The following is a 21,094-nucleotide window of genomic DNA, read 5'->3' on the forward strand; positions in this document are numbered from 1 at the left end:
CTTAAACCACCTCCGAGACGATCTTGGCGATCAGCGCATTCGACAGGATGACCGGGAGGCCTGCCGCGGCCGCCTCCTGGCGATGGCGCTCGACGAAACCCATGCAGTCCATCAGCAGGATCTGTGCGCCACCCTCGGCGAGAGCTTCGGCGGCCTCCGCAACCGACGGGCCATCGCTGCCATAGGGCGAGGCGGCGGCATAAATCGGCGCGCGGGCGAGCGGCACCCATTTCCCGGCCTCGGAGGCGATCTGCTCGGCGAGCGGCACGATGATGCCGAGTTGGGCACCCTGGACCAGCGCCGCGACGGTCGGCGGCAGGATGCGGTCCGGCTCGATCAGCCGGGAGCGCCTGGTGGCGAGGCTCGCGAAATGTCCGGTGCAGAGCATCAGGATCGTGCTGCAGCCGGCATCTTCGAGCATGGCGAGCTTGGCCTGCGCCGCCCGCTCGGTGCGAGCGCGATCGATGACGACGGAGGTCCCGTCGAGCAGTTTGGTGATCAGGAGCGCGCCGTCTGGCTGGGGTGCGAAGTCGCGGGCGATCTCCTCCCGCGACAGCCCGTCTAGCACGCCGGCATGCAGGCGCGGCAGCTCGGGAGCGAGCACGGCGTCGAGAATCGGCGTGATGTCGGCGCGCGGCGCCTGGCCGATGGTGAGGGTGCCGAGCTTGCCCATGGCGACGCTCCTCCTTTGGAAAGACAAGGCCCCAGAATGAGCTCCGGGGCCTGTTTCGTTCAGGGCTTCCTGAAGTTCTTCGAGACGGAATCGAAGAACGAGAAGATCGCGTCGCCGGCGATGATGCCTGCGGCGAAGACCTCCATGTCGCCTTCGCCGGAGGAGCCGCGCAGCTTCTCCCAAATCAGCCGGCAGAGGATGCCGGCCAGCACCGCCCAGCCCGCCATCGGGAAGTTGATCAAGAGGCCGGTGGCGAAGAGCACGCCGATCTGGCGCTTCGGCCCGCCGACGAATTGCAGGACCGCGCCGGGGATCGCCCAGAGGAAGAGCTGCCAGGCGACACCGGGCGCGACACCGGCCTTGATCGTTGCGGCATAGACCTTGTCGACGGGGGCGACGAGGTTCTGGTCGAAATAGGACTGGTACGAGACCAGCACGACCGCGCCGGCGATGACGAAGGCGAACATCGCGGCGAAGAGCTGCTGGCGGCGGCCCTCGCGCTCGAAGGCGGGGTCGGCGCCGTTGCCGCGCAGGAGATAGCCGGCCTTGAGGTCGTAGCCCATATCGGCGAAGGCCGGGCCGGTCGCAGCCGAGAAGCCGACGAGCAGCGCCAGCGCCGGCATCGGGAAGCCGATGAGCATGCCGATGATCAAGGTGATCAGCGCCACCGCGAAGGCCGGGAACCAGCCGGAATGCATCGCGGCGAGGCCGACGATCAGTTCATGCACATAGGCCGCGAAGGCGGCGTAGAGCACGAACAGGATCAGCATGCCGATCGACATGTCGGTCATCAGCCCGCCGACGAGCGCGATGAAGATGGCGATGACGAGGTAGCCAATGGTGCCGAGCCCGAGCGCGCGCTTCACCTCGGCGTCGGAGGTGCCCGAGGCGGCCTCAGCCCGCTTCTGCGCCTCGTCGCGGCGGAAGAGCAGCAGAGCGACTTGCAGCAAGGCGACGAGACCGGCGCCGATCATGAAGCCGTGCGGGATATAGGCGGCCATCAGGTCGCCCTTCGGGATGATGGTCTCGAAGAGCGGGCCGCCGAAGATCTGGCCGGAATAGCCGCGCAGCAGGAGGCCGATGCCGAACATGGTCAACGCCCAGATGTTGCCGATGAAGGCGACACCGAAGGCGGACATCGGAATGCCGGAAACCGCAGTCGAGCCGGCGAAGCCGATCCAGGCCAGCGGCACCTTGACGAAGCCGGCGAGGATGCCGGTGACGAAGCCGACGCCCATCAGCGCCGCCTTGCGGCCACCCTCGTCGCCGGCCTTGATCGCCTCAGCGGCGGCGACGCCCGGCGGCCAGGCGCCGGTCGCCGGGAAGACGCGGGAATCGAACATCCGGTAAAGCAGGTAGGCGTCGAGCAGCATCGCCGCGAAGGCGCCCGCCAGCATCGGCAGGACGAGATCGGGGCGGCCGAGCAGGAAGGGGATGCCGACCGGCAGGAGCAGGCTGTTCGCCGCGCCGAAGGTGGCCGAGGAGATCGCGCTCTGGGCCAGGTTCTGGACATGGATCGAGCGATAGCGCGCGAACATCGCGAGCGGTACGCGCGCCAGCGCCATGGCGGCGAGCGCGCCGATCAGCGAGGTGTTCGCGGTGATGCCGAGCGACACCAGAAGCTGCATCCCGATGATCGCGCCGAAGACGCAGAGGATCGCGATCAGCACCAGCGTCGCCGGCTCGAACAGGCTCGGGTGCCGCCGAGGCACTCCCTCGGTTTGATTGGTCATGCCTTACGTCCCCTTATTGGCCCCAGCGGGCGTCTTTCGATCGATCAGTCAGGCAACAAGGATGCCGGTCTTGGCCTCGCCGACATCCTGGGAAGCATGGGCGGCATGCATGCCGTAATCGCGCCGGGCCGCTTCCGGCGAGACGAGGCCAAGCGCGATGTCGCGGGCGATCGCCTCGCGCGGACGCTCCGCAGCCGGGCCGTAGCCGGCGCCGCCGGCGAGCACGAGCTCGACGATCTCGTGCGGCTGCCTGACTTGGACGAGGTCGCCGGTGCCGACGTCCTTGAGGACATGGCCCTGCTCGTCGATCACCCGGCCGGAGGCGCCGCCGCCGGCCTTGCCGCCGAACAGGCCCGGGATCGGGTTGTTGACCCCCTCCGGATAGAGCGAGACCAGCGTCGGCAGGCCGTCATCGGAGAGCTTGCGCAGGCGCACGCGCTGGCCGAGGCCGCCGCGCTGGCGGCCGGCGCCGCCGGAGTCGGCGAGATAGGTCTTCTCGACCACCAGCACCGGCACGCGCGATTCGAAGGTCTCGATCGAGGTGTTGGCCGCGGAGGTCGGGTAGAGCAGGCCCGACTTGCCGTCGCCATGGGCCGAGCCGCCCTGGCCACCGCCGACGAAGAGCATGTCGGAATAGGTGTCGCCGGCCTGGTCGCGGCCATAGACGCTTGCCGCGACCGGCAGGCCGGTGAAGGCCTGCACTTGCTTCGGCGCCGCCTGCGACAGGGCACGGAAGATGTTGGGCGCGAGGTACCAGCCTGTGCGGGTGCGCAGGTTGACCGCCAGCGGCTTGTCGCAGTTCAGGATCGAGCCCTTGGGCGCGTCGATCGAGAAGGCGCGGTAACAGCCGGCATTGCCGCGCACGCCCGGTGTCAGCATGCACTTCAGCGGGTAGGTGGCATGGGCCATCGTGTAGTTGAGGGTGCAGTTCAGCCCGCCCTGCGGCAGCTGCGGCGGTGCGCCGGCGAAGTCGAGATGGATGGTGTCGCCCTTGACCGTCAGCGCCAGCGGATAGGTCATCGGCGTGCCGAGCGGATTGTTCGAGACCGTGCCGTGATAGGTGCCGTCCGGCAGCGCGCGAATGGCCTCGCGCATCGCCTTCTCGGAACGGCTCTGCACGACATGGGCGAGCGCCCGCAGATCCTGCATGCCGTAGTCGTTCAGGAAGGATTGCAGCCGCTCGGCTCCGATCGCATTCGCCGCGACGAAGGAGTGCAGGTCGCCGAGCACCTGCTCGGAGTTGCGGACATTCTCAGCCAGCAGGCGAACCAGCGTCTCGTTGATCTTGCCGGCCTCGTAGAGCTTCATCGGCGGGATCTGGAAGCCTTCCTCGTAGATCTCGCGGGCGCGCAGGCTGTCCTTGGTGCCGCCGATGTCGGAGACATGCCCGACCGTGCCCATCAGGCCGACGACGCGGTTCCCCAGGAAGACCGGGGTGACGATCGCGATGTCGAAGAGATGGCCGGCGCAGAGCCAGGGATCGTTGGTGATCAGGACGTCGCCGGGCTTCAGCGTCTCGGCCGGATAGCGTTCCAGCAGCGCCTTCACCGCGCGCGGCAGGGTCAGGTTGAAGACCGGCATGGCGCGGGGGGAGTGCGCCAGCGTCTCGCCTTCGGGATCGAGCAGTTCGCAGGCGAAGTCCTGTGCCTCCGAGATCACCAGCGAGAAGGCGGTGCGGCAGACGGTCAGCCACATCTCCTCGACGACGTTGATCATGCGGCTCCACATGATCTCGAGCGAGATCGGATCGGCCTCGATGCGCCGCGCCGCCTCCGCCAGCGGCATGTCGGCGGTGATCGTGGTTTCGACCGCGTTGGCCTGGCCGACATGGATGATCAGATTCAAGACATCGTCGATGGCGACGCTGTCGCCCGGCGGCACGATCGTGGTCGCCTCGCGCTCCTCGATGATGGCCGGGCCGCTGATCGTATCGCCCGAACGCAGGGCGTAACGGTCGTAGACCTCGGCCTCGCTCCAGCCGCCCTCGAACCAGGCGCGGCGGCTGCCCTTGAGCTTGGCCATGGCGTCGCCGCCGCCGGCCGCGCCGGAGAGCGAGAGCGTCGGCACCGGGCCGGCGCAACGGACGCGGAAGTTGATCGCCTCCAGCCGGGCGCCCTCGTAGACCGAGGTGTAGCGGGCCGAATAGGTCTTGCTGAAGGCGGCACGGATCGCTTCCAGGCTGGACGCGTCGATCGCGCCTGGCGGCAGCGGCACCGAAATGTCGTGCATCTGGCCGACCAAGCGCATATCGGCCGAGCGCTCGACCGTGACGTCGCCAGGCTTCACGCCGGCTTCGACCAAATGCTTGCGCCCCTCTTCTTCGAGCTCGGTCAGCACGCGGTTGACGGCGGCGGCGTCGAAGCCCTCGGAGAATTCGACCGGCAGCGAGCGCACTTGGTCGAAGGAGAGCGGCGCGGCGAGGAAGCCGAGCGCCGAGGCTGCGCCGGAAGCCGGCGGGATGATGACCTGCTTGACGCCGAGCACGCGGGCGACGTCGACGGCGTGCGCCGGGCCGGCGCCGCCGAAACCGACCATGGCGTAGTGGCGCGGGTCCTTGCCCTTCTCGACGAGATGGACGCGGGCGGCAGCGCCCATGCTCTCGACCACGACCTTGTGGATGCCCCAGGCCGCTTCCTCGATCGAGAGGCCGAGCGGTTCGGCCACGGTGGCGACAGCCTTCCGAGCGGCTTCCAGATCGAGCGCCATGCGCCCGCCGAGGAAGAAGCCGGGATCATAATAGCCGAGGACGAGATTGGCGTCGGTGACGGTCGGCTTCACGCCGCCCATGCCGTAGCAGGCCGGGCCGGGATCGGAGCCAGCCGAATGCGGGCCGACCTTGAGCAGGCCAACTTCGTCGATCGCCGCGATCGAGCCGCCGCCGGCGCCGATCTCGATCATGTCGATCACCGGCGCCTTGATCGGCAGGCCGGAGCCCTTGGCGAAGCGGTTGACGCGGCCAGCCTCCAGCATCGGCGCGATCTCGGCGCGGCCGTCCTCGATCATGCAGGCCTTGGCGGTGGTGCCGCCCATGTCGAAGGAGATCACGTCCTTGTGGCCGGCAAGCTCGCCGAACAGGGCGGTGGCGAGGCCGCCGCCGGCCGGGCCACTTTCGAGCAGGCGGATCGGGAAGGTGCGCGCCGTCTCGGGCGAGACCAGACCGCCGGCCGAATGCATCAGCCGGAGCGCGCCACGGAAGGAGCGGGCGGCGAGCTCGCGCTCAAGCCGCTCCAGATAGCGCCGCATCAGCGGCTGGACATAGGCGTTGGCGGCCGTGGTGACGAAGCGCTGGTATTCCCAGATTTCGGCGACGACCTCGCTCGACAGCGAGACGGTGAGCTCCGGGCAGGCCTCGCGGACGATGCGGCCGGCTTCCTGCTCATGGGCGGGGTTGCGATAGCTGTTGAGGAAGCAGATCGCGATTGCCTCGCAGCCGGCGGCGGCCAGCTCACGGGCGGCTTTGCGCACCCCCTCGGTATCGAGAGCGGTCACGACCTTGCCGTCGCGGTCCATGCGCTCGGGCACTTCGAGGCGGTGTTCGCGCGAGACCAGCGGGTCGGGGAAGGTCAGGAACAGGTCGTAGATGTCGTAGCGCTGCTCGGTCCCCATTTCGAGGATGTCGCGGAAGCCCTTGGTGGTGATCAGGCCGAGCCTGGAGCCCTTGCGCTCGATCACCGCGTTGGTGACCAGCGTCGTGCCGTGGACGATGTCGCCGACATCGGCGAGCGTGATCCCGGCCATCTCGACGAGTTCACCAAGGCCGATCAGGGCTGCCTCTGACGGGTCGTGCGGGGTCGTCAGGCGCTTGTGCAGCAGGACCGAGCGCTCCTCACCGTCATAGAGGATGAAGTCGGTGAAGGTGCCGCCAATGTCGAAGCCGATGCGCCAGCGATTGCTCATGGAGCAGTCTCCGCGTTTGAGAGGGTCAAGGGGAAGAAGCGCTTGTCGTGGGTCAGCGCCGCGATCTCGGCGGCGCCTTCGGCCAGGGCATTGATGATGGCGAGGCGCTCGCTCGGCTCGACCGTCGCGGCCGGGAAGGAAATGCAGAGCGCAACCTCGTCGCCGGTGGCGGGGTCGCCGACGCCGACCGAGATGGCGCGCACGCCGCGCACCGCCTCGTCATGGGATTCGGCGAAGCCGGCGCGGCGAGTCTCGGCCAGACGTGACAGCAATTCGTTCATGTCGCGCGGCGCGGTTTCGGAGGGGGCGGTGAATCCGTCCGGATAAAGCGCGCGGACCTCATGGTCCGAAAGCCGGGCGAGCAAAGCGCGGCCGGTGCTGGAGGCGAAGGCCGGGATGCGGTCGCCGATCGAGGTGACGACCCGCAGCGCGTGCCGGCCGGGATGGGCGGTGACGCCGATGATCTCGGTGCCACGGCGGACGCTGATATAGCCGGTATGGCCGATCTGGTCGGAGACGCGCCCGACCACGGCGTCGGCACGGTCGATCAGCGAGGCGGCGAAACGATAGAGCTGGCCGACCTGGGCGAGCAGCAGCGACGGACGGTAGCGCTTGCTGTCGCCGACCGTTTCCAGAAGCCCCTCGTCGCGCATCGCCCGCAGCAGGCGCGAGGCGTTGCTCTTGGGCATGCCGAGCAGGGTCACGAGATCGGTCACGGTCACGTCGTGACGCGTGCTGGAGAAGCAACGAAGCACGTCTGCGGCTGCCGTCAGGATGGACATCCGGTCGCTTCCAAGAAAAGTTCCAAAAAATGGAACTTAAGTTGCAATTAAAGGAACAATACTGTGAGCTGGCGATGAGTCAAGACGGTTTGTGTCGCGGAATGACTCCACGGCTGCCCGAATCGTTCGCGTTGACGAGAAAGGAGCGACCACAGCGGAGGGTTGAGAGAGGACGCGGGCCAACGAGCGCCTGCGGTTCACGCATTGTCGCCAGACGAGCCATTCGCCAGGCAATCCTCCGGCAAACTCTCCGAACCATAGATTGAGTGCGGTACTCCAAAATTTGGAGCCGTCTCCAAAAAGAGCGGTCAGTCGACCGGTTTGAATTTCCTTTAAGTTAGTGTTTTCAATGATTTGTCTTGTGGCACAGAGGTTGCTGAAGCGGCGCGCGGATTGGCTGGAGCGCAGCGGGCATGAACTGGCAGGCAATCGTCGATTTCGACGGGACGATCTCACGAGAGGATACGACCGACCGTGTGCTGCAGCGTTTCGCGGAGCCGGGCTGGGAGGAGATCGAAGCGGATTGGGTTGCCGGGCGGATCGGCTCGCGTGAGTGCATGGAACGTCAGGTCGCTCTGCTGCACGCTTCGCCCGATGTGTTCGACACCTTCGTGTCGTCGCTCGCGATCGACTGGGGCTTTGCCGCCTTCGTCCGGCTGTGCCAGCGCGCTGCGATCCCGGTCACCGTCGTCTCGGACGGGCTCGATCGCACCATTCACGCGCTGCTGGGGCGGGCGGGTCTGAACGGTTTGACGGTCGTCGCCAACCATATCGAGCCGCTGCCCGGCGATCGCTGGCGACTGACCTCGCCGCATGCCGACCCCTCCGGTGGCTGCACGAGCGGCACCTGCAAGTGCCGCGTCGCCAGCAGCCTCAGCCGGCCGCTGACTCTGCTGGTCGGCGATGGCCGCTCCGATTTCTGCGTGGCCGGCCAGGCCGACCTCGTCTTCGCCAAGAACGGACTGATCGCACATTGCCGCGATAACGGCATCGGCCACCGCCCGTTCAACACCTTCTCCGAGGCCCTCGGCCTCCTTGAAACCCTGCTGTCGGACTCCGCGACGGAGCCGGCGACCCCCGCCCGCAAGGACATGATCAATGGATGACGGCTTCACCCTGCTCGACCGCGCCGAGCAGGTCGATCTTTCCGCTGCGCCTGCCGCGACACTCGCCGAAGAAGAGGCCCGCCTGCTCGCGCTCGAGGCCGAATACTGCTCGCATGGCGACACGGTCCACTACACGCAGTTCCCCAAGATCTTCTCGGGCTGCGAGGGCTCGTTCATGCTCGATGCGGCGGGCAACCGCTTCCTCGACCTGCAGATGTGGTACTCGGCCGTCAATTTCGGCTACGCCAATCCGCGCCTGAACAATGCGCTGAAGCGCCAGATCGACACGCTGCCGCAGGTGGCGAGCCAGTATCTGCACCGCGAGAAGATCGAGCTCGCGGCGATGATCGCGAGGGATGCGCAGCGCAAGTTCGGCACTAAGGGCCGCGTCCACTTCAACGTCGGCGGCGCCCAGGCGGTCGAGGATTCGCTCAAGCTCGTGCGCAACGCCAAGAACGGCAAGAGCCTGATGTTCGCCTTCGAGGGCGGCTATCACGGCCGCACGCTCGGCGCCTCGGCGATCACCTCGTCCTATCGTTATCGCCGCCGCTTCGGCCATTTCGGCGAGCGCGCGCATTTCATCCCGTTCCCCTACCATTTCCGTGGTCCCAAGGGGATGAGCAAGGAAGAGTATGGGCATCACTGCGTGCAGCAGTTCGCCCGGCTGTTCGAGAGCGAGTACAACGGCGTCTGGGATCCCAAGGTCCGTGAGGCCGAATACGCCGCCTTCTATGTCGAGCCGCTGCAAGGCACGGGCGGCTACGTCATCCCGCCGCCGAATTTCTTCATCGAGCTCAAGAAGGTGCTCGACCAGCACGGCATCCTGCTGGTCGTCGACGAGATCCAGATGGGCTTCTTCCGGACCGGCAAGCTCTGGTCGATCGAGCATTTCGGCGTGCAGCCGGACGTGATCGTCTTCGGCAAGGCTGTGACCAACGGGCTGAACCCGCTCTCCGGCATCTGGGCCAAGGAAGAGCTGATCAACCCGACCGTTTTCCCGCCCGGCTCGACCCATTCGACCTTCAACGCCAACCCGCTCGGCACCGCCGTTGCGCTCGAGGCGATGAAGATGATGGAGGAAGAGGACTACGAGACCATGGTCATGGCCAAGGGCGCGTATTTCCTCGAGGGCCTGAAGGGGCTGGAGCGGCGCCACAAGATCGTCGGTGAGGTCGACGGCCTCGGCATGGCGCTGCGCATCGAGATCTGCGAGCCGCATGACAGCTTCACCCCATCGAAGCGGCTGGTCGACCTGATGTGCGACGAGGGCATGAAGGCCGACCTCGAAGTCGGCGGCAAGCGCTACGGCCTCGTGCTCGACATCGGCGGCTACTACAAGAACGTCATCACGCTCGCGCCGGCATTGACCATGAGCTACGCCGAGATCGACCTCGCGATCGAGCTGCTCGACCAGCTCTTCACCCGGGTCGCGAACGCCTGAGCGGCGGAGACGGGTTTTGCGCCTAAGCGTGATCGATCTCGACGGCAGCGTGGCGGCGCAGGAGCCGCTGCGCCGGCGCATCGATGCCGGTTCGGCCGAGCGTATCGAGGCGGCGGACCTCGCCGGCGCGCTGCGCATCGTCGCGGGGCGCCGGGCGAAGGCCGAGCTGTTTGAACGTCTCGGCCGACGCGATGGCGAAGGCGAGGGCGCGCCCGTCTTCTTCTACGGCTCGGGCGATTTCCATCACGTCACCTCGGTCCTGCTCAGCCGCGTCGAGGAGCCGGTCACGGTCGTCCATTTCGACAATCATCCCGACTGGGTGCGATTTCCGGCGACGGTGAATTGCGGCAGCTGGGTCAACCGGGCGCTGGAGCTGCCTGATGTGCGCAAGGTGGTGACGATCGGCCCGTGCAGCGACGATCTCGTGCGCCCGGAATGGCAGTTTGCCAATCTCAAGGCCGTGGCCGAGGGGCGGATCGCGCTCTATCCCTGGCGGCATGCGCCTTCCCGGGTCTGGGGGCGCTATGGCAAGGCCGACAGCTTTCGCCAGCAGGGTGGCCATCTGCATTGGCGCAACCTTGCGGAGGTGGATTGGTCCGACTTCCTCGGCGAGTTGATCGCTGCGATCCCGACGCCCGCCATCTGGCTGACGATCGACAAGGATGTGCTCGCGCCAGCCGACGCCTGCACCAACTGGGACCAGGGCGAACTGCCCCTCAGCCATCTGCTGGCGGCGGTCGAGCGGCTGGCGGGCGAGCGTAGGATCATCGGCGCCGATGTCTGCGGCGACTGGTCGGAGCCGCGTTTCACCGATCCGTTCCGCGCGACGCTGGCCTATTTCGACCATCCACCGTGCTTCACGCCGACGCCCGAGCAGCTCGCGATCAATGCCCGCGTCAATGCGAGCCTGATCGACTGCTTCCAGCGAGTGCTGTCATGAGCACCACCATCATCCTCTGGTTCGTGCTGTCGGTCGTCTGCGACGTCGCCGGCCAGATCTGCTTCAAGATCGGCGCCGATAGGCTGCCGCAAGGCGCCGATTTTCGTGCCACCGCCGCGGCGATGGCACGCTGCGGCTGGGTCACCGCCGGCATCGCAACTTACGTCGCCGAGTTCTTCATCTGGCTGCGCATCCTGGCGGAGGTGCCGCTCTCGATCGCTTTCCCAATCGCCAGCGCCAACTTCCTCGCCATTTCCCTGGCCAGCGCCGTCTTCCTCGGTGAGCGCGTCGGCCGCCGGCAATGGCTCGGCTCCTTCCTGATCACCTGCGGCGTCATCATCGTCGCCCGAACAGCCTGACGGACATGTTCCGATGACCAAGCGTGATTTCAGCGTTCGCCTCGCCGGGGACCGGACCGGCTTCCTGCTCATCCACGGCCTCGGTGGCACGCCGACCGAATTGCGCTTCGTCGCCCGGGCGCTGCATCGCGCCGGCCACACCGTGCATTGCCCGCAACTCGCCGGGCATTGCGCTGGCGAGGCCGAGATCCTCGCCACCGGCTGGCGCGACTGGACGGATAGCGTGTTCGCAGAGCTCGAGCGGATGCGCGAGATCTGCGACACGGTGATCGTCGGCGGGCTTTCCATGGGCGCGGTGCTGGCGATGCATGTCGCCGCACAGCGCCCGAACCAAGTCGACGGGCTCGCGCTCTATGCCCCGACCTTCCGCTACGATGGCTGGTCGATCCCGCGCTACGCCTTCCTGCTGAAATGGTTCATCAACACCCCGTTCGGGCGCCGTTACCGTTTCGTCGAGCGCGAGCCTTATGGGCTGAAGGATACCCGGACGCGCGCCCTCGTCGTCTCGTCGCTGACGAATGGCGACAGCTCCGAGGCCGGCCTGCTCGGCACGCCCTCGGGCTCGCTGAAAGAGATGTGGGACCTGATCGCGGTCACGCGCCGGGAGCTGCCCCTGGTCAAATGCCCGGCGCTGCTGGTCCATCCGCGCGAGGACGATATCGCCGACCTGTCGAATGCCTTCGAGATCCAGCGCAAGCTCGGCGGGCTGGTCGATGCGGTGATCCTCGACGACAGCTATCACCTGGTCACCATCGACCAGCAGCATGAGATCGTGATCGAGCGCTCGCTGGCGCTGGCAGGCCGGCTCGCCAAAGCCCGCGCGCCGGTGGTGCCATTGCACGTCGTGGCGGCGGAATGAGCATGATCCAGGGCCGTATCCTGGCTGGCATCGCGGACATCGCTTCTGCCGCCTGGGACGCCTGCCTGCCAGGCGAGGCTGAATGCCATGCCTATTACAGCGCCTGCGACGCGGTTGCTGCGGAGAGCGGCGTCGGCCTGCGCATGGCGGCTGCGTGCGTCGAGGACGGGGGCGAGGTCGTGGCCGTGACGCCGTTCTTCCGGCTGAGCTACCGGCTCGACACGCCCCTGCAAGGCCGCCTGCGTGCTGTCGGCGATGCGTTGTTCCGGCATGTGCCGGGGCTGGTCACCCTGAAGGTGCTCTGCATCGGCTCGCCCTATGCCGAACGCTGTCATCTCGGTTTCTCGCCGCGGCTCGATGCCGCCGGGCGTAACGCGGCTTTCCAGGCGCTGGCCGTCGCGCTCGAGCAACAGGCGGCAGAGGAGGGTGCGCATCTCGTGGTCTGGAAGGACCTGGCGCCAGCCGAAGAGGACGGCTTCGGCGGACTTCTGAAGCAGGCGGGTTTCGCCCGGCTCGACAGCCTCCCCGTTGCGCTGCTCGACCTACCCTTCGCCGATGAGGCCGCCTATCTCGCCTCGCTCTCGGCGGCGACGCGCAAGGACATCAAGCGCAAGCTCGCCAAGGCAGACGAGGTGCGTGTCACCTTCCATACCGATATCGCCGGGCTGGAGCATGGGATCACCGCACTCTACGAGGCGACGCGGGCTCAGAGCGGGCTCGACTATGGCGAACTCGAAGTTCTGCCACCCGGCTATTTCGGCGCGGTCTCGCGTGCGCTCGGCGAGCGGGCGGTCTTTGCGCTCTACTGGATTGGCGAGGAACTGGCGGCGTTCAACCTACTTCTGGTCGAACCCGACCGGGTGATCGATAAGTTCCTGGGCATGCGCTACCCGCTGGCGCGCGACCATAATCTCTATGCCGTGAGCTGGATGACGAATGTCCGCTTCTGCCTGGAGCGCGGCACCCACAAGCTCCAGAGCGGCCAGACGGCCTATGCCTCGAAGCTGCGCTTCGGCAGCTGGCTGGTGCCATCGACCCTGTATGTCAGGCACCGACTCGCGCCGCTGCAATGGGCGTTGCGCTCGCTGAGCCCCTGGCTGAGCTTCGAGCGATTCGACCCTGACCTCGCCGCAATCGCCCGAAAGAAGGCCGCATGAGCAGCATCTCGCCACCGGCCACGACTCCCTGGGCGCGCCAGCTCGCGATCTGGATCGTCTTCGTCGTGCTCGACACCGGCACGCAGCTCGCCTTCAAATGGGGCGCGGATGGGCTCGGCGACATGGATTTCGGCCTCGCCATGATGGCGAAGGCGGTGTCGCTGCCGGGGGTCTGGCTCGCGACGCTCGGCTATATCGGCACCTTCGTCGTCTGGATGGCGATCCTGCGCGACATGCCGCTCAGCCGCGCCTTCCCGATGACGGGGCTGGTCTATGTCACAGTTCCGCTGCTGGCCTGGCTCACCTTCGGCGAACAGATTGACCTGCTGCGTGCAGGAGGAATCGCATTGATCATCGCAGGCGTCATCCTGCTCGGGAGCGACGAGTGATGCGCGGGATTGGCCTGGCCTCGGTGTTAGCGGCGGCGCTCGTGACAGCGCTGCCGGCCCTCGCCGATCCGATGGGTGACATGGTCGGCCGCTGGCGCGATTCCGATGGGGAATCGGAGATCGCGATCAACCGTTGTGGCTCGGCGCTGTGCGGCAAGATCGTCTGGTTGAAGCAGGAGCGCTTCGACATCTTCAACCCGGATGAGGCCTTGCGGAAGCGCTCACTGCTGGGTCTCCAGGTACTCTCCGGCTTCAAGCCGGCTGCGAAAGGCGCGCTGGAGGGCGAGGGCTACAATCCCGCTGACGGCAAGAGCTATCGCACTACGCTTGAGCTGGCCTCGCACTGGAGTCTGGTCATGCGCGGCTGCGTGCTCGGTGGCCTGATCTGCGACGACGATACCTGGTCGAGGCAGCCATGAGATCGGTGGGAACGACGTGGCTGATCGGTGGCCGGAGGTGAATGGAACGGGTCCTCGAATGTCGATGCGGATGACGCCGCTCAGGTTCAGGCTGGTGATCGGCTTCATGCTGGTCAGCGTGCCGGCGATGCTGGCGTCCGCCTATATCGCGGCGAGGCTGATCTCCGATGCGTTCGAGGAGAATGTCGAGCAGTGGCTGGGCGAGACCTCGCGCTTCTTCGCCCTCGAGATATCCGAGGCGACGCAGGAGGCGCAGCGCGTCGCCGGTGTGATCGGGCATCGGCTCGAACAGACCACCGACGAGCACAAGATGCAGCGCACCGTCGAGCGCGAATTCGCGGTGCTGAGCTCGGTCGGCTATGATCTGATCGCGATCTATCGCCCGGGCGGCGACGTCCTGTTCAAAACCAGGGACTTCAAAAGCGCCAGCCCGCTGCCGGCGGAGACCAGTCTCGGTCTTTTCAGGATCGAGACGGACGGCAAACGCTGGATCATGGCGGGTGCGGTCCAGGCTGTGCAGATCAACGGCCAGCCGGCCAATATCCTGGTTGGGACCTGGCTCGACGAGGGCTCCTTCGGCGGCATCAAGGTGGTGACCTCGCTGGAGGTCCGGCTCTTCGCGGTGTTCAACGGCCAGCTCGAACTGGTCATGCAGACCCATCCCGATCGCATGACCGGCGTGCCGGAAAGCATACGAGCGAAGCTCGAGGCCGGAGAGGAGGGGGTCTTCGAGCCGGCAGCTGACGGTGGCGCCTATCGCGCCGTCTATTCGGGCCTGCGCGGTATCGACGGTGAGCTCGCGGCGATCAGCTTCATCGGCATGCGCAGCGAAGCCGGCTTCTTCGAGCAGCTTGGCCGGGAGAGCCTGTTCCTCGGCATCTTCCTGCTCGGCAGCGCGATCTCGATCGTCGTCGGCATCCTGACTTCGGATTTGCTGGTGCGCCCCCTGCGTGCGCTGACACAGGGCGTGAGGGCGATTTCGGCCGGGGACTTCGGCCAGCGCGTCTCGGTTGGGGGCGGGCGCGAGATCGTCGAGCTCGCCACCGGCTTCAACGGCATGGCCGAACAGCTCGGCAAGCTGCAGGACCTTGAGGCGGAGCTCAGGCGAAAGGACCGGCTGTCGGCACTCGGCCAGGCGGCGATGGTGATCGCCCATGAGGTTCGCAATCCGCTGGGGATCATCAAGACCTCGACGGAAGTCGTCCGCAACCGCGCCAAGCTCGGCGGCGCGGAGGAGAAGATGCTCGGCTATGTCATCGACGAGGTCCGTCGCATCGAGACGCTGGTGCGCGACTTCCTCGATTTTGCCCAGCCGAAGCCACCGGCGAAGGTCGAGCTGCCGCTGCGCGCTGTGATCGATCGCGTTGCGGCGATCGCGGCGCCGGAGTTCAGTCGCCAGAAGATTCAGCTGACAGTCGAGGACCATAGTGCCGGCGCGACCGTCCTCGGCGATCCCGACCAGCTGTACCAAGCCTGCCTGAACCTGATCCTCAACGCGATCGACGCCATGCCGGAGGGCGGCACGATCCGGGCGAGCGTCAGCGTCGCCGGCGAGACCGTCTCGCTGACGATCCGCGACGAGGGGGCCGGCGTGCCCGATGCGATCCGCCAGGAAATCTTCAATCCCTTCTTCACCACCAAGGCCAAGGGCACTGGGCTCGGCCTCGCCAAGGTTCAGGCCGTGGCTGAGGCTCATGGTGGCAGCACTTCTTGTGTCTGCGAGCCGGGGCAGGGCGCTGCCTTCGCCATCACGCTGCCGCGGGCGAAACTGGGAGTGGCGGCATGAGCCAGTCCATCCTGGTGGTCGACGACGAGGTGCGGCTCGCCGATGTGTTGGCGGCGGCGCTGGAGGACCTCGGCTACCGTGCGACGGCCGTGCACAGCGCGCGGGCTGCGCTCATCGCGCTCGACCAGACACGCTTCGATCTGGTGCTGACCGATCTGAGGCTGCCGGTGATGGATGGTCGTGCGCTGTTGCGCGAGGTCCGCAGCCGTTGGCCAGAGGTTCCGGTCATCATCATCACCGCCTTCGCGGCGGTGCGCGACGCGGTCGATCTCGTCAAGGAGGGTGCCTTCGACTACATCGCCAAGCCCTTCGAGATCGACGATGTGTCCGCCACCATCAGGCGGGCGCTGCGCCTTGCCGACGTCGTGCGTGACAATGAGCGGCTGCGCAGCGAGCTCGAAGGCCGCTACAGCTTCGATACCCTGGTCGGTAACAGCGCGGCCTTCCGCCGTGTAATCGAGCAGGTCACGGAGGTCTGCGAGACGAAGGCGACCGTGCTGCTCAACGGTGAGAGCGGCACCGGCAAGGAGCTGGTCGCCCGCGCGATCCACTTCAACAGCCCGCGGCGCGACAAACCCTTCATCGCGGTCAACTGCACGGCAATCCCCGAGACCCTGCTGGAGAGCGAGCTCTTCGGCCATGTCAAAGGCGCCTTCACCGGCGCGCTCGCCAATCGGATCGGCCGTTTCGCCGCGGCCGATGGCGGCACGCTCTTTCTCGACGAGATCGGGGATATGTCCCTCCCGATCCAGGCCAAGCTGCTGCGCGTGATCCAGGAGCGCAGCTTCGAGCCAGTCGGTGCGACGCGGACCCAGGCGGTCGATGTCCGGCTGATCGCGGCGACGCATCGCGACATGCGCCAGGCCATCGAAGGAGGCAGTTTCCGCGAGGATCTGTTCTATCGACTCAACGTGTTTCCTATCGTTTTGCCGCCGCTACGCGATCGCGCCGACGATATTCCGCTGCTGTCCTCGCATTTCCTGGCCGAACTGGCGGAGGGGATGGGCAAGCGTGCGAGCGGCTTCTCGCCGGCAGCCATGGTGGCGATGACCGCCTATGACTGGCCCGGAAACATCCGGGAGCTGCACAACTGCATCGAGCGGGCGGTGATCGTCACGAAAACGCAAACGATCGATGCAACTGATCTGCCGCAGGATCTGTTCAGCGGCAACCGCCGGACCGACCGGGACGGATTGCCACGCGATCTCGACGCCGAGCTTGAGCGGATCGAGCGCGACTTCATCATCGAGGCGCTCAGGCGCAGCGACGGTGTGCAGGTCAGGGCTGCGAAATTGCTAGGCATAGCCGAGCGAAGCCTTTGGCACCGGATCAAGAAACTCGGTATCAAGCTGGGCCGCGCAATCGCGGACTGACGACCACGGGACACTGCTTTTCATGCCTGCCAATACACGTCCCGAACATCCCTGCCGCAGCCTGCGTCGTCGGTCCGTCGCCCTAGCCGGGATCGCGGCTCTGCTCGCCCTTGCCAGCGGAGCTGCGCTGGCAAACGACGATGACGACAAGCGCGCTGTGACGGACCCGACCCCGGCCAAGGGCTGGATCATCACGCTGGGTGGCTCCTTCGAGATGGGGCCGAAGTACGATGGGGCGAAGTCGATGGGCCCATCCTTCATGCCGTCGATCTCCTGGCGCCGAGCTGGCGAGGAGGCTGGTTTCAGCGCGCCCGATGATGGCCTGGATTATGCGCTCTATGAAACCGATCGCTTCAGCGTCGGTGTCGTCGGCAACTATCGCGCCGGTCGCTATGCGAGCTCGAACCGCAAGCTCTTCGGCCTGCGCGATGTGCCATGGGCGATCGAGGCCGGTGTCTTTGCGGAGTACTGGCTGGTTCCCGACCGGCTGCGCACCCGCATCGAGGTTCGCCAGGGCTTCAACGGCCATCATGGCGTCGTCGCCGATCTCTCGGCCGATTGGGTCGAGCGGTTTGGCAGCTTCACCTTTGCCGTCGGCCCGCGCCTGTCGCTCGGCACCGCCCCGTTCATGCGGCGCCAATTCGGCGTCCTGCCCTACGAGGCCGCGCTCAATGGCATCGTCACCCCCTACAAGCCCGGCGGCGGCGCCAAGTCGGTCGGTCTGGCCTCGTCGCTGGAATATGCGTGGTCGCCGAGTCTCTCCACGACGCTGTTCGCACGCTACGACAGGCTGGTCGGCGACGCCGCGAATTCGCCGATTGTCGACAAGCTGGGGCAGCGCAACCAGTTCTCGGTCGGCATCGGCGCGAGCTATTCCTTCCACATCGGCGGCTGAGGGCGCCCGTCAGGGCACCAGGATCACGCCCGAGTTGGCGAAGGAGAGCCAGACCGGCGTGCCTGGCGCGAGCATGTCGTCGACATCGTGGCTGATGACGAAGAGCTCGCCGACCGCGGTCTCGATCATCAGGTCGAGATGGTTGCCGAGATAGGCGCATTTGCTGACTTTGCCGGGCAGGGCGCCCTGGCTCTCATGGCGCGTAACCAGGAGGCTTTGTGGCCGGATCGCTGCCTTGGCCGGCCCCGGCTGCAGGCCGCGCGCCGCCAATGAGACGGTCGCAGGGCCGATCGCGACAGTAGCGCGCCCGTCTGCGACTGATTTCACGGTGACGTCGACCATGTTGGCATCGCCGATGAAGTCGGCGACGAAGGCGTTGGCGGGTTCCTCATAGAGCTGGCGCGGCGTGCCCTCTTGGGCGATGCGGGAATTCGACATCACGATGATGCGGTCGGAGACGGCGAGCGCCTCCTCCTGATCGTGGGTGACATAGGCGACGGTCAGGTTGAGCGTCTGCTGCAGTTCGCGGATCTCCTCGCGGACGCGCCGGCGCAATTTAGCGTCGAGGTTGGAGAGCGGCTCGTCGAAGAGTAGCACCTGCGGCTCCAGGACGAGCGCGCGGGCAACCGCGACGCGCTGCTGCTGGCCGCCTGACAACTCGGAAGGGTAGCGCTTCTCGAAGCCCTTGAGGCCGACGAGCGCCAGCTTCTCCAGCGCCATCTCCTGCGCCTTGGCCTTGGGCAGGCCCTTCACGGTCGGGCCATAGGCGGCGTTGTCGAGCACGTTCATATGCGGAAAGAGCGCATAGGACTGGAAGACCATGCTGACATCGCGGTCGGCGGCAGACAGCCTTGTGACATCCTTGCCGCCGATCAGGATCTCGCCCTCGCTGGCGATCTCGAGCCCGGCGATCATGCGCAGCGTCGTCGTCTTGCCGCAGCCGGAGGGGCCGAGCAGCGTCACCAGCTTGCCGGCCTCGACCGTGAAGCTGACATTGTCGACCGCCGTCACCGCGCCATAGCGCATGCTGACATTGCGGAACTCGACGGAGGCTGGGCCGGCCTTGGACATGGGAAGCGCTTATCCTTGTTTGATCGGCTCGGCGGCGGAGGAGGCGAGGGCAGGCGTGCCGCGCCGGCCGAGCTTGCGCTCGCCGACGCCGAGCTGGATCAGGCTGATGCCGATCGCCATCACCACGATCAGCACCGAGGAATAAGCGATGGCGAGGCCGAACTCGCCGGCCTCGACCCGGCCGACGATATAGGCGGTGGCGAGGTTGTACTCGGCCGAGACCAGGAAGATCACGGCGCTGACCGTCGTCATGCTGCGCACGAAGCTGTAGACCAGTGCGGCGACGAGGGCCGGGCGCAGGAGCGGCAGCACCACCCGCCAGAGCGTGGTGAAGCTGCGGGCCGAGAGCGTCGCCGAGGCCTCGTCCAGGCTCCTGTCAATCTGCGACAGCCCGGCGATGCCAGAGCGCACGCCGACCGGCATGTTGCGGAAGACAAAGGCGATGATCAGGATCAGCCCAGTGCCGGTGATCTCGACCGGCGGCACGTTGAAGGCGAGGATATAGGCGACGCCGAGCACGGTGCCGGGAATGGCGAAGCTCAGCATGGTCGCAAATTCGAGCATGCCGCGCCCGGCGAAGCGCTGACGCGTCAGCAGGTAGGCGGTGAGCAGGCCGATGGTCGCCGTCAGCGGCGCCGAGATCGCCGCGAGCTTCAGCGTGGTGAAGAAGGATGGCCAGGCCGAACCGTCGAAATAGAGGCCGCGGCTGAAATCGATCGAGAAGCCGGTGATGTAGTGCTGCAGCGTCGGCGTATGGTCGCGGCCCATCGTCTTGACGAAGCCGCCCATCAGGATGACGACGTAGATCACCGCGGTCAGCGCGACCCACGGGCCGATGACGAGGGCGGAGATCCAGGTGATCCGGCGCGGCAGCGGCGTCGGCAGGCCGGAATCGCCCTTGCCGGTGACGGTGGTGTAGGACTTGCTGCCGAGCCAGTATTGCTGGGCCCAGAAGGCGGCGAGCGTGAAGCCGAGCAGGACGACGGCGAGGACCGCCGCCTGGCCCTGATTATGCGCGGCGCCGACCACCGCGAAGAAGATCTTGGTCGAGAGCACCTCGAAATTGCCGCCGAGCACCAGCGGGTTGCCGAAATCGGCCATGCTCTCGACGAAGCCGAGCAGGAAGGCATTGGCAAGGCCGGGCCGCAGCAGCGGCCAGGTCACGGTCCGGAAGGTCGTCCAGCGCTTGGCGCCGAGCGTCTGCGAGGCTTCCTCCAGGCTTGGCGCGATGCCCTGCACGACGCCGATCAGCACGAGGAAGGCGATCGGCGCGAAGGCGAGGACCTGGGCGAGCAGCACGCCCGGCAGGCCGTAGATCCAGCGCGAGCGCGGCACGCCGAACCAGTCGAACAGGAATGTCGAGAACAGGCCGGAGCGCCCGAAGAGCAGGATCAGCGCGAGGCCGATGACGAAGGGCGGCGTGATGATCGGCAACACCGTGAGCAGGCGCATGGCCCGCTTGCCCGGCATGCCGGTGCGCAGGATCAGCAATGCACAGGCAAGGCCGAGCAGGGTGGTGATGACGCCGGTCAGCACTGCCAGGATCAGCGTGTTCCAGGCGACGCCGCAATTGGTGTTGGCACTGAGGCAGCCAAGCCCCCAGATCGTCGGGCTGAAGAAGCGCTCGACGAACTCGCCGAACACGAGGTTCCCGGACTGGTCGACGAGCGCGCTGCGCAGGATCGTCGAGACCGGCAGGAAGATGAAGAGCGCGATCAGCGTGATGACGATGCCGACCGAGGACGTCGTGAAGATGTCGCCACGGCAGAGGCCGCGATAGGCCAGGCCGTGGCAGAGCAGTAGCAGCAGCGAGACGAGCGTCACCAGCGCGCCGAAGCCCATGCCGGACTGGGCGGCGCCGGCGCCACCGAGAATGGCTGCCAGCGCCGGCATGCCCTGGTCTTTCAGCGTGATGGAAAAGCCCTGGGCGAAGAAGACGACGAGGCCGGCAAAGCCGATCCAGGCGAGGAGCTTGCCGGTGGTGGCGTTCTCCTGGCGGGCGCTCAGCAGGCTGGCGAGGACGAGGGCGATGCCGATCGGCAGCAGCCAGGGCGCAGCTCCGGAGAGCACGAGCGCCAGCGCCGTGCCGCCCTTGCCGAACGGGTAGCCGGTGAGGCTCATCCCCTCGGGCAGATACCAGGGGATGAGCACATAGCCGAGCCAGCCGGCCATCAGCACAAGCCTCGTCGCGGGACGCATCGTCTCTCGCCTCTC

At 66.7% G+C, this 21,094-nt stretch carries 17 protein-coding genes; 11 read left to right on the forward strand and 6 right to left on the reverse strand.

Annotation, left to right across the window (positions count from 1 at the left end; all coding sequences use genetic code 11):
- Position 1: 1 nt before the first annotated feature.
- Genes ACSQ3M_RS19715 through ACSQ3M_RS19730 form a run of 4 tightly spaced genes read right to left on the reverse strand, consistent with a single transcriptional unit; the run spans position 2 to position 7,085 of the window.
- Complete coding sequence (locus ACSQ3M_RS19715) at positions 2-673, reverse strand: AroM family protein (protein ID WP_436151773.1); 672 nt, start codon at positions 671-673, stop codon at positions 2-4.
- A 59-nt stretch (positions 674-732) separates the two neighbouring features.
- The gene (locus tag ACSQ3M_RS19720; protein WP_436151774.1) at positions 733-2,406 is read right to left on the reverse strand and encodes an OPT/YSL family transporter; all 1,674 of its coding nucleotides are present in this window, start codon (positions 2,404-2,406) and stop codon (positions 733-735) included.
- Between the two features lie 48 nt (positions 2,407-2,454).
- Positions 2,455-6,303 (reverse strand): hydantoinase B/oxoprolinase family protein, encoded by a 3,849-nt coding sequence (locus ACSQ3M_RS19725; RefSeq protein WP_436151775.1) that lies wholly within the window; start codon positions 6,301-6,303, stop codon positions 2,455-2,457.
- Positions 6,300-7,085 (reverse strand): IclR family transcriptional regulator, encoded by a 786-nt coding sequence (locus ACSQ3M_RS19730; protein WP_436151776.1) that lies wholly within the window; start codon positions 7,083-7,085, stop codon positions 6,300-6,302. Before ACSQ3M_RS19730 ends, ACSQ3M_RS19725 begins: the two co-directional genes overlap by 4 nt.
- A gap of 413 nt (positions 7,086-7,498) precedes the next feature.
- On the opposite strand from ACSQ3M_RS19730, the gene ACSQ3M_RS19735 reads away from it, so the two are divergent.
- The 11 genes from ACSQ3M_RS19735 to ACSQ3M_RS19785 all read left to right on the forward strand — a co-directional run bounded on the left by ACSQ3M_RS19735 (position 7,499) and on the right by ACSQ3M_RS19785 (position 17,809).
- Entirely contained in the window at positions 7,499-8,191 is a 693-nt protein-coding gene (locus tag ACSQ3M_RS19735) for an MtnX-like HAD-IB family phosphatase (RefSeq protein WP_436151777.1), read from the forward strand.
- Positions 8,184-9,632 carry an aspartate aminotransferase family protein gene (locus ACSQ3M_RS19740; protein WP_436151778.1) on the forward strand — a complete coding sequence of 483 codons (1,449 nt, stop codon included), beginning with the start codon at positions 8,184-8,186 and terminating at the stop codon, positions 9,630-9,632. The genes ACSQ3M_RS19735 and ACSQ3M_RS19740 overlap by 8 nt, the downstream gene beginning before the upstream one ends.
- 16 nt (positions 9,633-9,648) lie before the next feature.
- Positions 9,649-10,572, forward strand: coding sequence for an arginase (locus ACSQ3M_RS19745; RefSeq protein WP_436151779.1), 924 nt, complete (start codon positions 9,649-9,651; stop codon positions 10,570-10,572).
- Entirely contained in the window at positions 10,569-10,931 is a 363-nt protein-coding gene (locus ACSQ3M_RS19750) for an EamA family transporter (protein ID WP_164985774.1), read from the forward strand. Before ACSQ3M_RS19745 ends, ACSQ3M_RS19750 begins: the two co-directional genes overlap by 4 nt.
- A 13-nt stretch (positions 10,932-10,944) precedes the next feature.
- Positions 10,945-11,790: an alpha/beta hydrolase gene (locus ACSQ3M_RS19755; protein ID WP_436151780.1), complete on the forward strand. Its 846-nt coding sequence runs from the start codon at positions 10,945-10,947 to the stop codon at positions 11,788-11,790.
- Between the two features lie 2 nt (positions 11,791-11,792).
- Positions 11,793-12,947: a GNAT family N-acetyltransferase gene (locus ACSQ3M_RS19760; RefSeq protein WP_436151781.1), complete on the forward strand. Its 1,155-nt coding sequence runs from the start codon at positions 11,793-11,795 to the stop codon at positions 12,945-12,947.
- Complete coding sequence (locus ACSQ3M_RS19765) at positions 12,944-13,336, forward strand: EamA family transporter (RefSeq protein WP_436151782.1); 393 nt, start codon at positions 12,944-12,946, stop codon at positions 13,334-13,336. Before ACSQ3M_RS19760 ends, ACSQ3M_RS19765 begins: the two co-directional genes overlap by 4 nt.
- The gene (locus ACSQ3M_RS19770) at positions 13,336-13,755 is read left to right on the forward strand and encodes a DUF2147 domain-containing protein (protein WP_436151783.1); all 420 of its coding nucleotides are present in this window, start codon (positions 13,336-13,338) and stop codon (positions 13,753-13,755) included. The genes ACSQ3M_RS19765 and ACSQ3M_RS19770 overlap by 1 nt, the downstream gene beginning before the upstream one ends.
- Positions 13,756-13,825: 70 nt before the next feature.
- Complete coding sequence (locus ACSQ3M_RS19775; RefSeq protein ID WP_436151784.1) at positions 13,826-15,541, forward strand: ATP-binding protein; 1,716 nt, start codon at positions 13,826-13,828, stop codon at positions 15,539-15,541.
- Entirely contained in the window at positions 15,538-16,914 is a 1,377-nt protein-coding gene (locus tag ACSQ3M_RS19780) for a sigma-54-dependent transcriptional regulator (protein ID WP_436151785.1), read from the forward strand. Before ACSQ3M_RS19775 ends, ACSQ3M_RS19780 begins: the two co-directional genes overlap by 4 nt.
- A gap of 22 nt (positions 16,915-16,936) precedes the next feature.
- Positions 16,937-17,809, forward strand: coding sequence for a MipA/OmpV family protein (locus ACSQ3M_RS19785; protein ID WP_436151786.1), 873 nt, complete (start codon positions 16,937-16,939; stop codon positions 17,807-17,809).
- A 9-nt stretch (positions 17,810-17,818) separates the two neighbouring features.
- Here the strand turns inward: ACSQ3M_RS19785 and ACSQ3M_RS19790 are convergent, their stop codons facing one another.
- Positions 17,819-18,880, reverse strand: coding sequence for an ABC transporter ATP-binding protein (locus ACSQ3M_RS19790; protein ID WP_436151787.1), 1,062 nt, complete (start codon positions 18,878-18,880; stop codon positions 17,819-17,821).
- Positions 18,881-18,889: 9 nt separating this feature from the next.
- Complete coding sequence (locus tag ACSQ3M_RS19795; RefSeq protein WP_436151788.1) at positions 18,890-21,079, reverse strand: ABC transporter permease; 2,190 nt, start codon at positions 21,077-21,079, stop codon at positions 18,890-18,892.
- Between the last annotated feature and the right edge of the window lie 15 nt (positions 21,080-21,094).

Source organism: Allobosea sp. LjRoot90 (assembly GCF_964254315.1).
Lineage (GTDB): Bacteria > Pseudomonadota > Alphaproteobacteria > Rhizobiales > Beijerinckiaceae > Allobosea.

Excerpts from the sequence above, each read along its gene's own strand:
- ACSQ3M_RS19715 (WP_436151773.1), bottom strand. The coding sequence starts at position 673 with ATGGGCAAGCTCGGCACCCTCACCATCGGCCAGGCGCCGCGCGCCGAC.
- ACSQ3M_RS19720 (WP_436151774.1), bottom strand. The coding sequence starts at position 2,406 with ATGACCAATCAAACCGAGGGAGTGCCTCGGCGGCACCCGAGCCTGTTC.
- ACSQ3M_RS19725 (WP_436151775.1), bottom strand. The coding sequence starts at position 6,303 with ATGAGCAATCGCTGGCGCATCGGCTTCGACATTGGCGGCACCTTCACC.
- ACSQ3M_RS19730 (WP_436151776.1), bottom strand. The coding sequence starts at position 7,085 with ATGTCCATCCTGACGGCAGCCGCAGACGTGCTTCGTTGCTTCTCCAGC.
- ACSQ3M_RS19735 (WP_436151777.1), top strand. The coding sequence starts at position 7,499 with ATGAACTGGCAGGCAATCGTCGATTTCGACGGGACGATCTCACGAGAG.
- ACSQ3M_RS19740 (WP_436151778.1), top strand. The coding sequence starts at position 8,184 with ATGGATGACGGCTTCACCCTGCTCGACCGCGCCGAGCAGGTCGATCTT.
- ACSQ3M_RS19750 (WP_164985774.1), top strand. The coding sequence starts at position 10,569 with ATGAGCACCACCATCATCCTCTGGTTCGTGCTGTCGGTCGTCTGCGAC.
- ACSQ3M_RS19755 (WP_436151780.1), top strand. The coding sequence starts at position 10,945 with ATGACCAAGCGTGATTTCAGCGTTCGCCTCGCCGGGGACCGGACCGGC.
- ACSQ3M_RS19760 (WP_436151781.1), top strand. The coding sequence starts at position 11,793 with ATGATCCAGGGCCGTATCCTGGCTGGCATCGCGGACATCGCTTCTGCC.
- ACSQ3M_RS19765 (WP_436151782.1), top strand. The coding sequence starts at position 12,944 with ATGAGCAGCATCTCGCCACCGGCCACGACTCCCTGGGCGCGCCAGCTC.
- ACSQ3M_RS19770 (WP_436151783.1), top strand. The coding sequence starts at position 13,336 with ATGCGCGGGATTGGCCTGGCCTCGGTGTTAGCGGCGGCGCTCGTGACA.
- ACSQ3M_RS19775 (WP_436151784.1), top strand. The coding sequence starts at position 13,826 with ATGACGCCGCTCAGGTTCAGGCTGGTGATCGGCTTCATGCTGGTCAGC.
- ACSQ3M_RS19780 (WP_436151785.1), top strand. The coding sequence starts at position 15,538 with ATGAGCCAGTCCATCCTGGTGGTCGACGACGAGGTGCGGCTCGCCGAT.
- ACSQ3M_RS19785 (WP_436151786.1), top strand. The coding sequence starts at position 16,937 with ATGCCTGCCAATACACGTCCCGAACATCCCTGCCGCAGCCTGCGTCGT.
- ACSQ3M_RS19790 (WP_436151787.1), bottom strand. The coding sequence starts at position 18,880 with ATGTCCAAGGCCGGCCCAGCCTCCGTCGAGTTCCGCAATGTCAGCATG.
- ACSQ3M_RS19795 (WP_436151788.1), bottom strand. The coding sequence starts at position 21,079 with ATGCGTCCCGCGACGAGGCTTGTGCTGATGGCCGGCTGGCTCGGCTAT.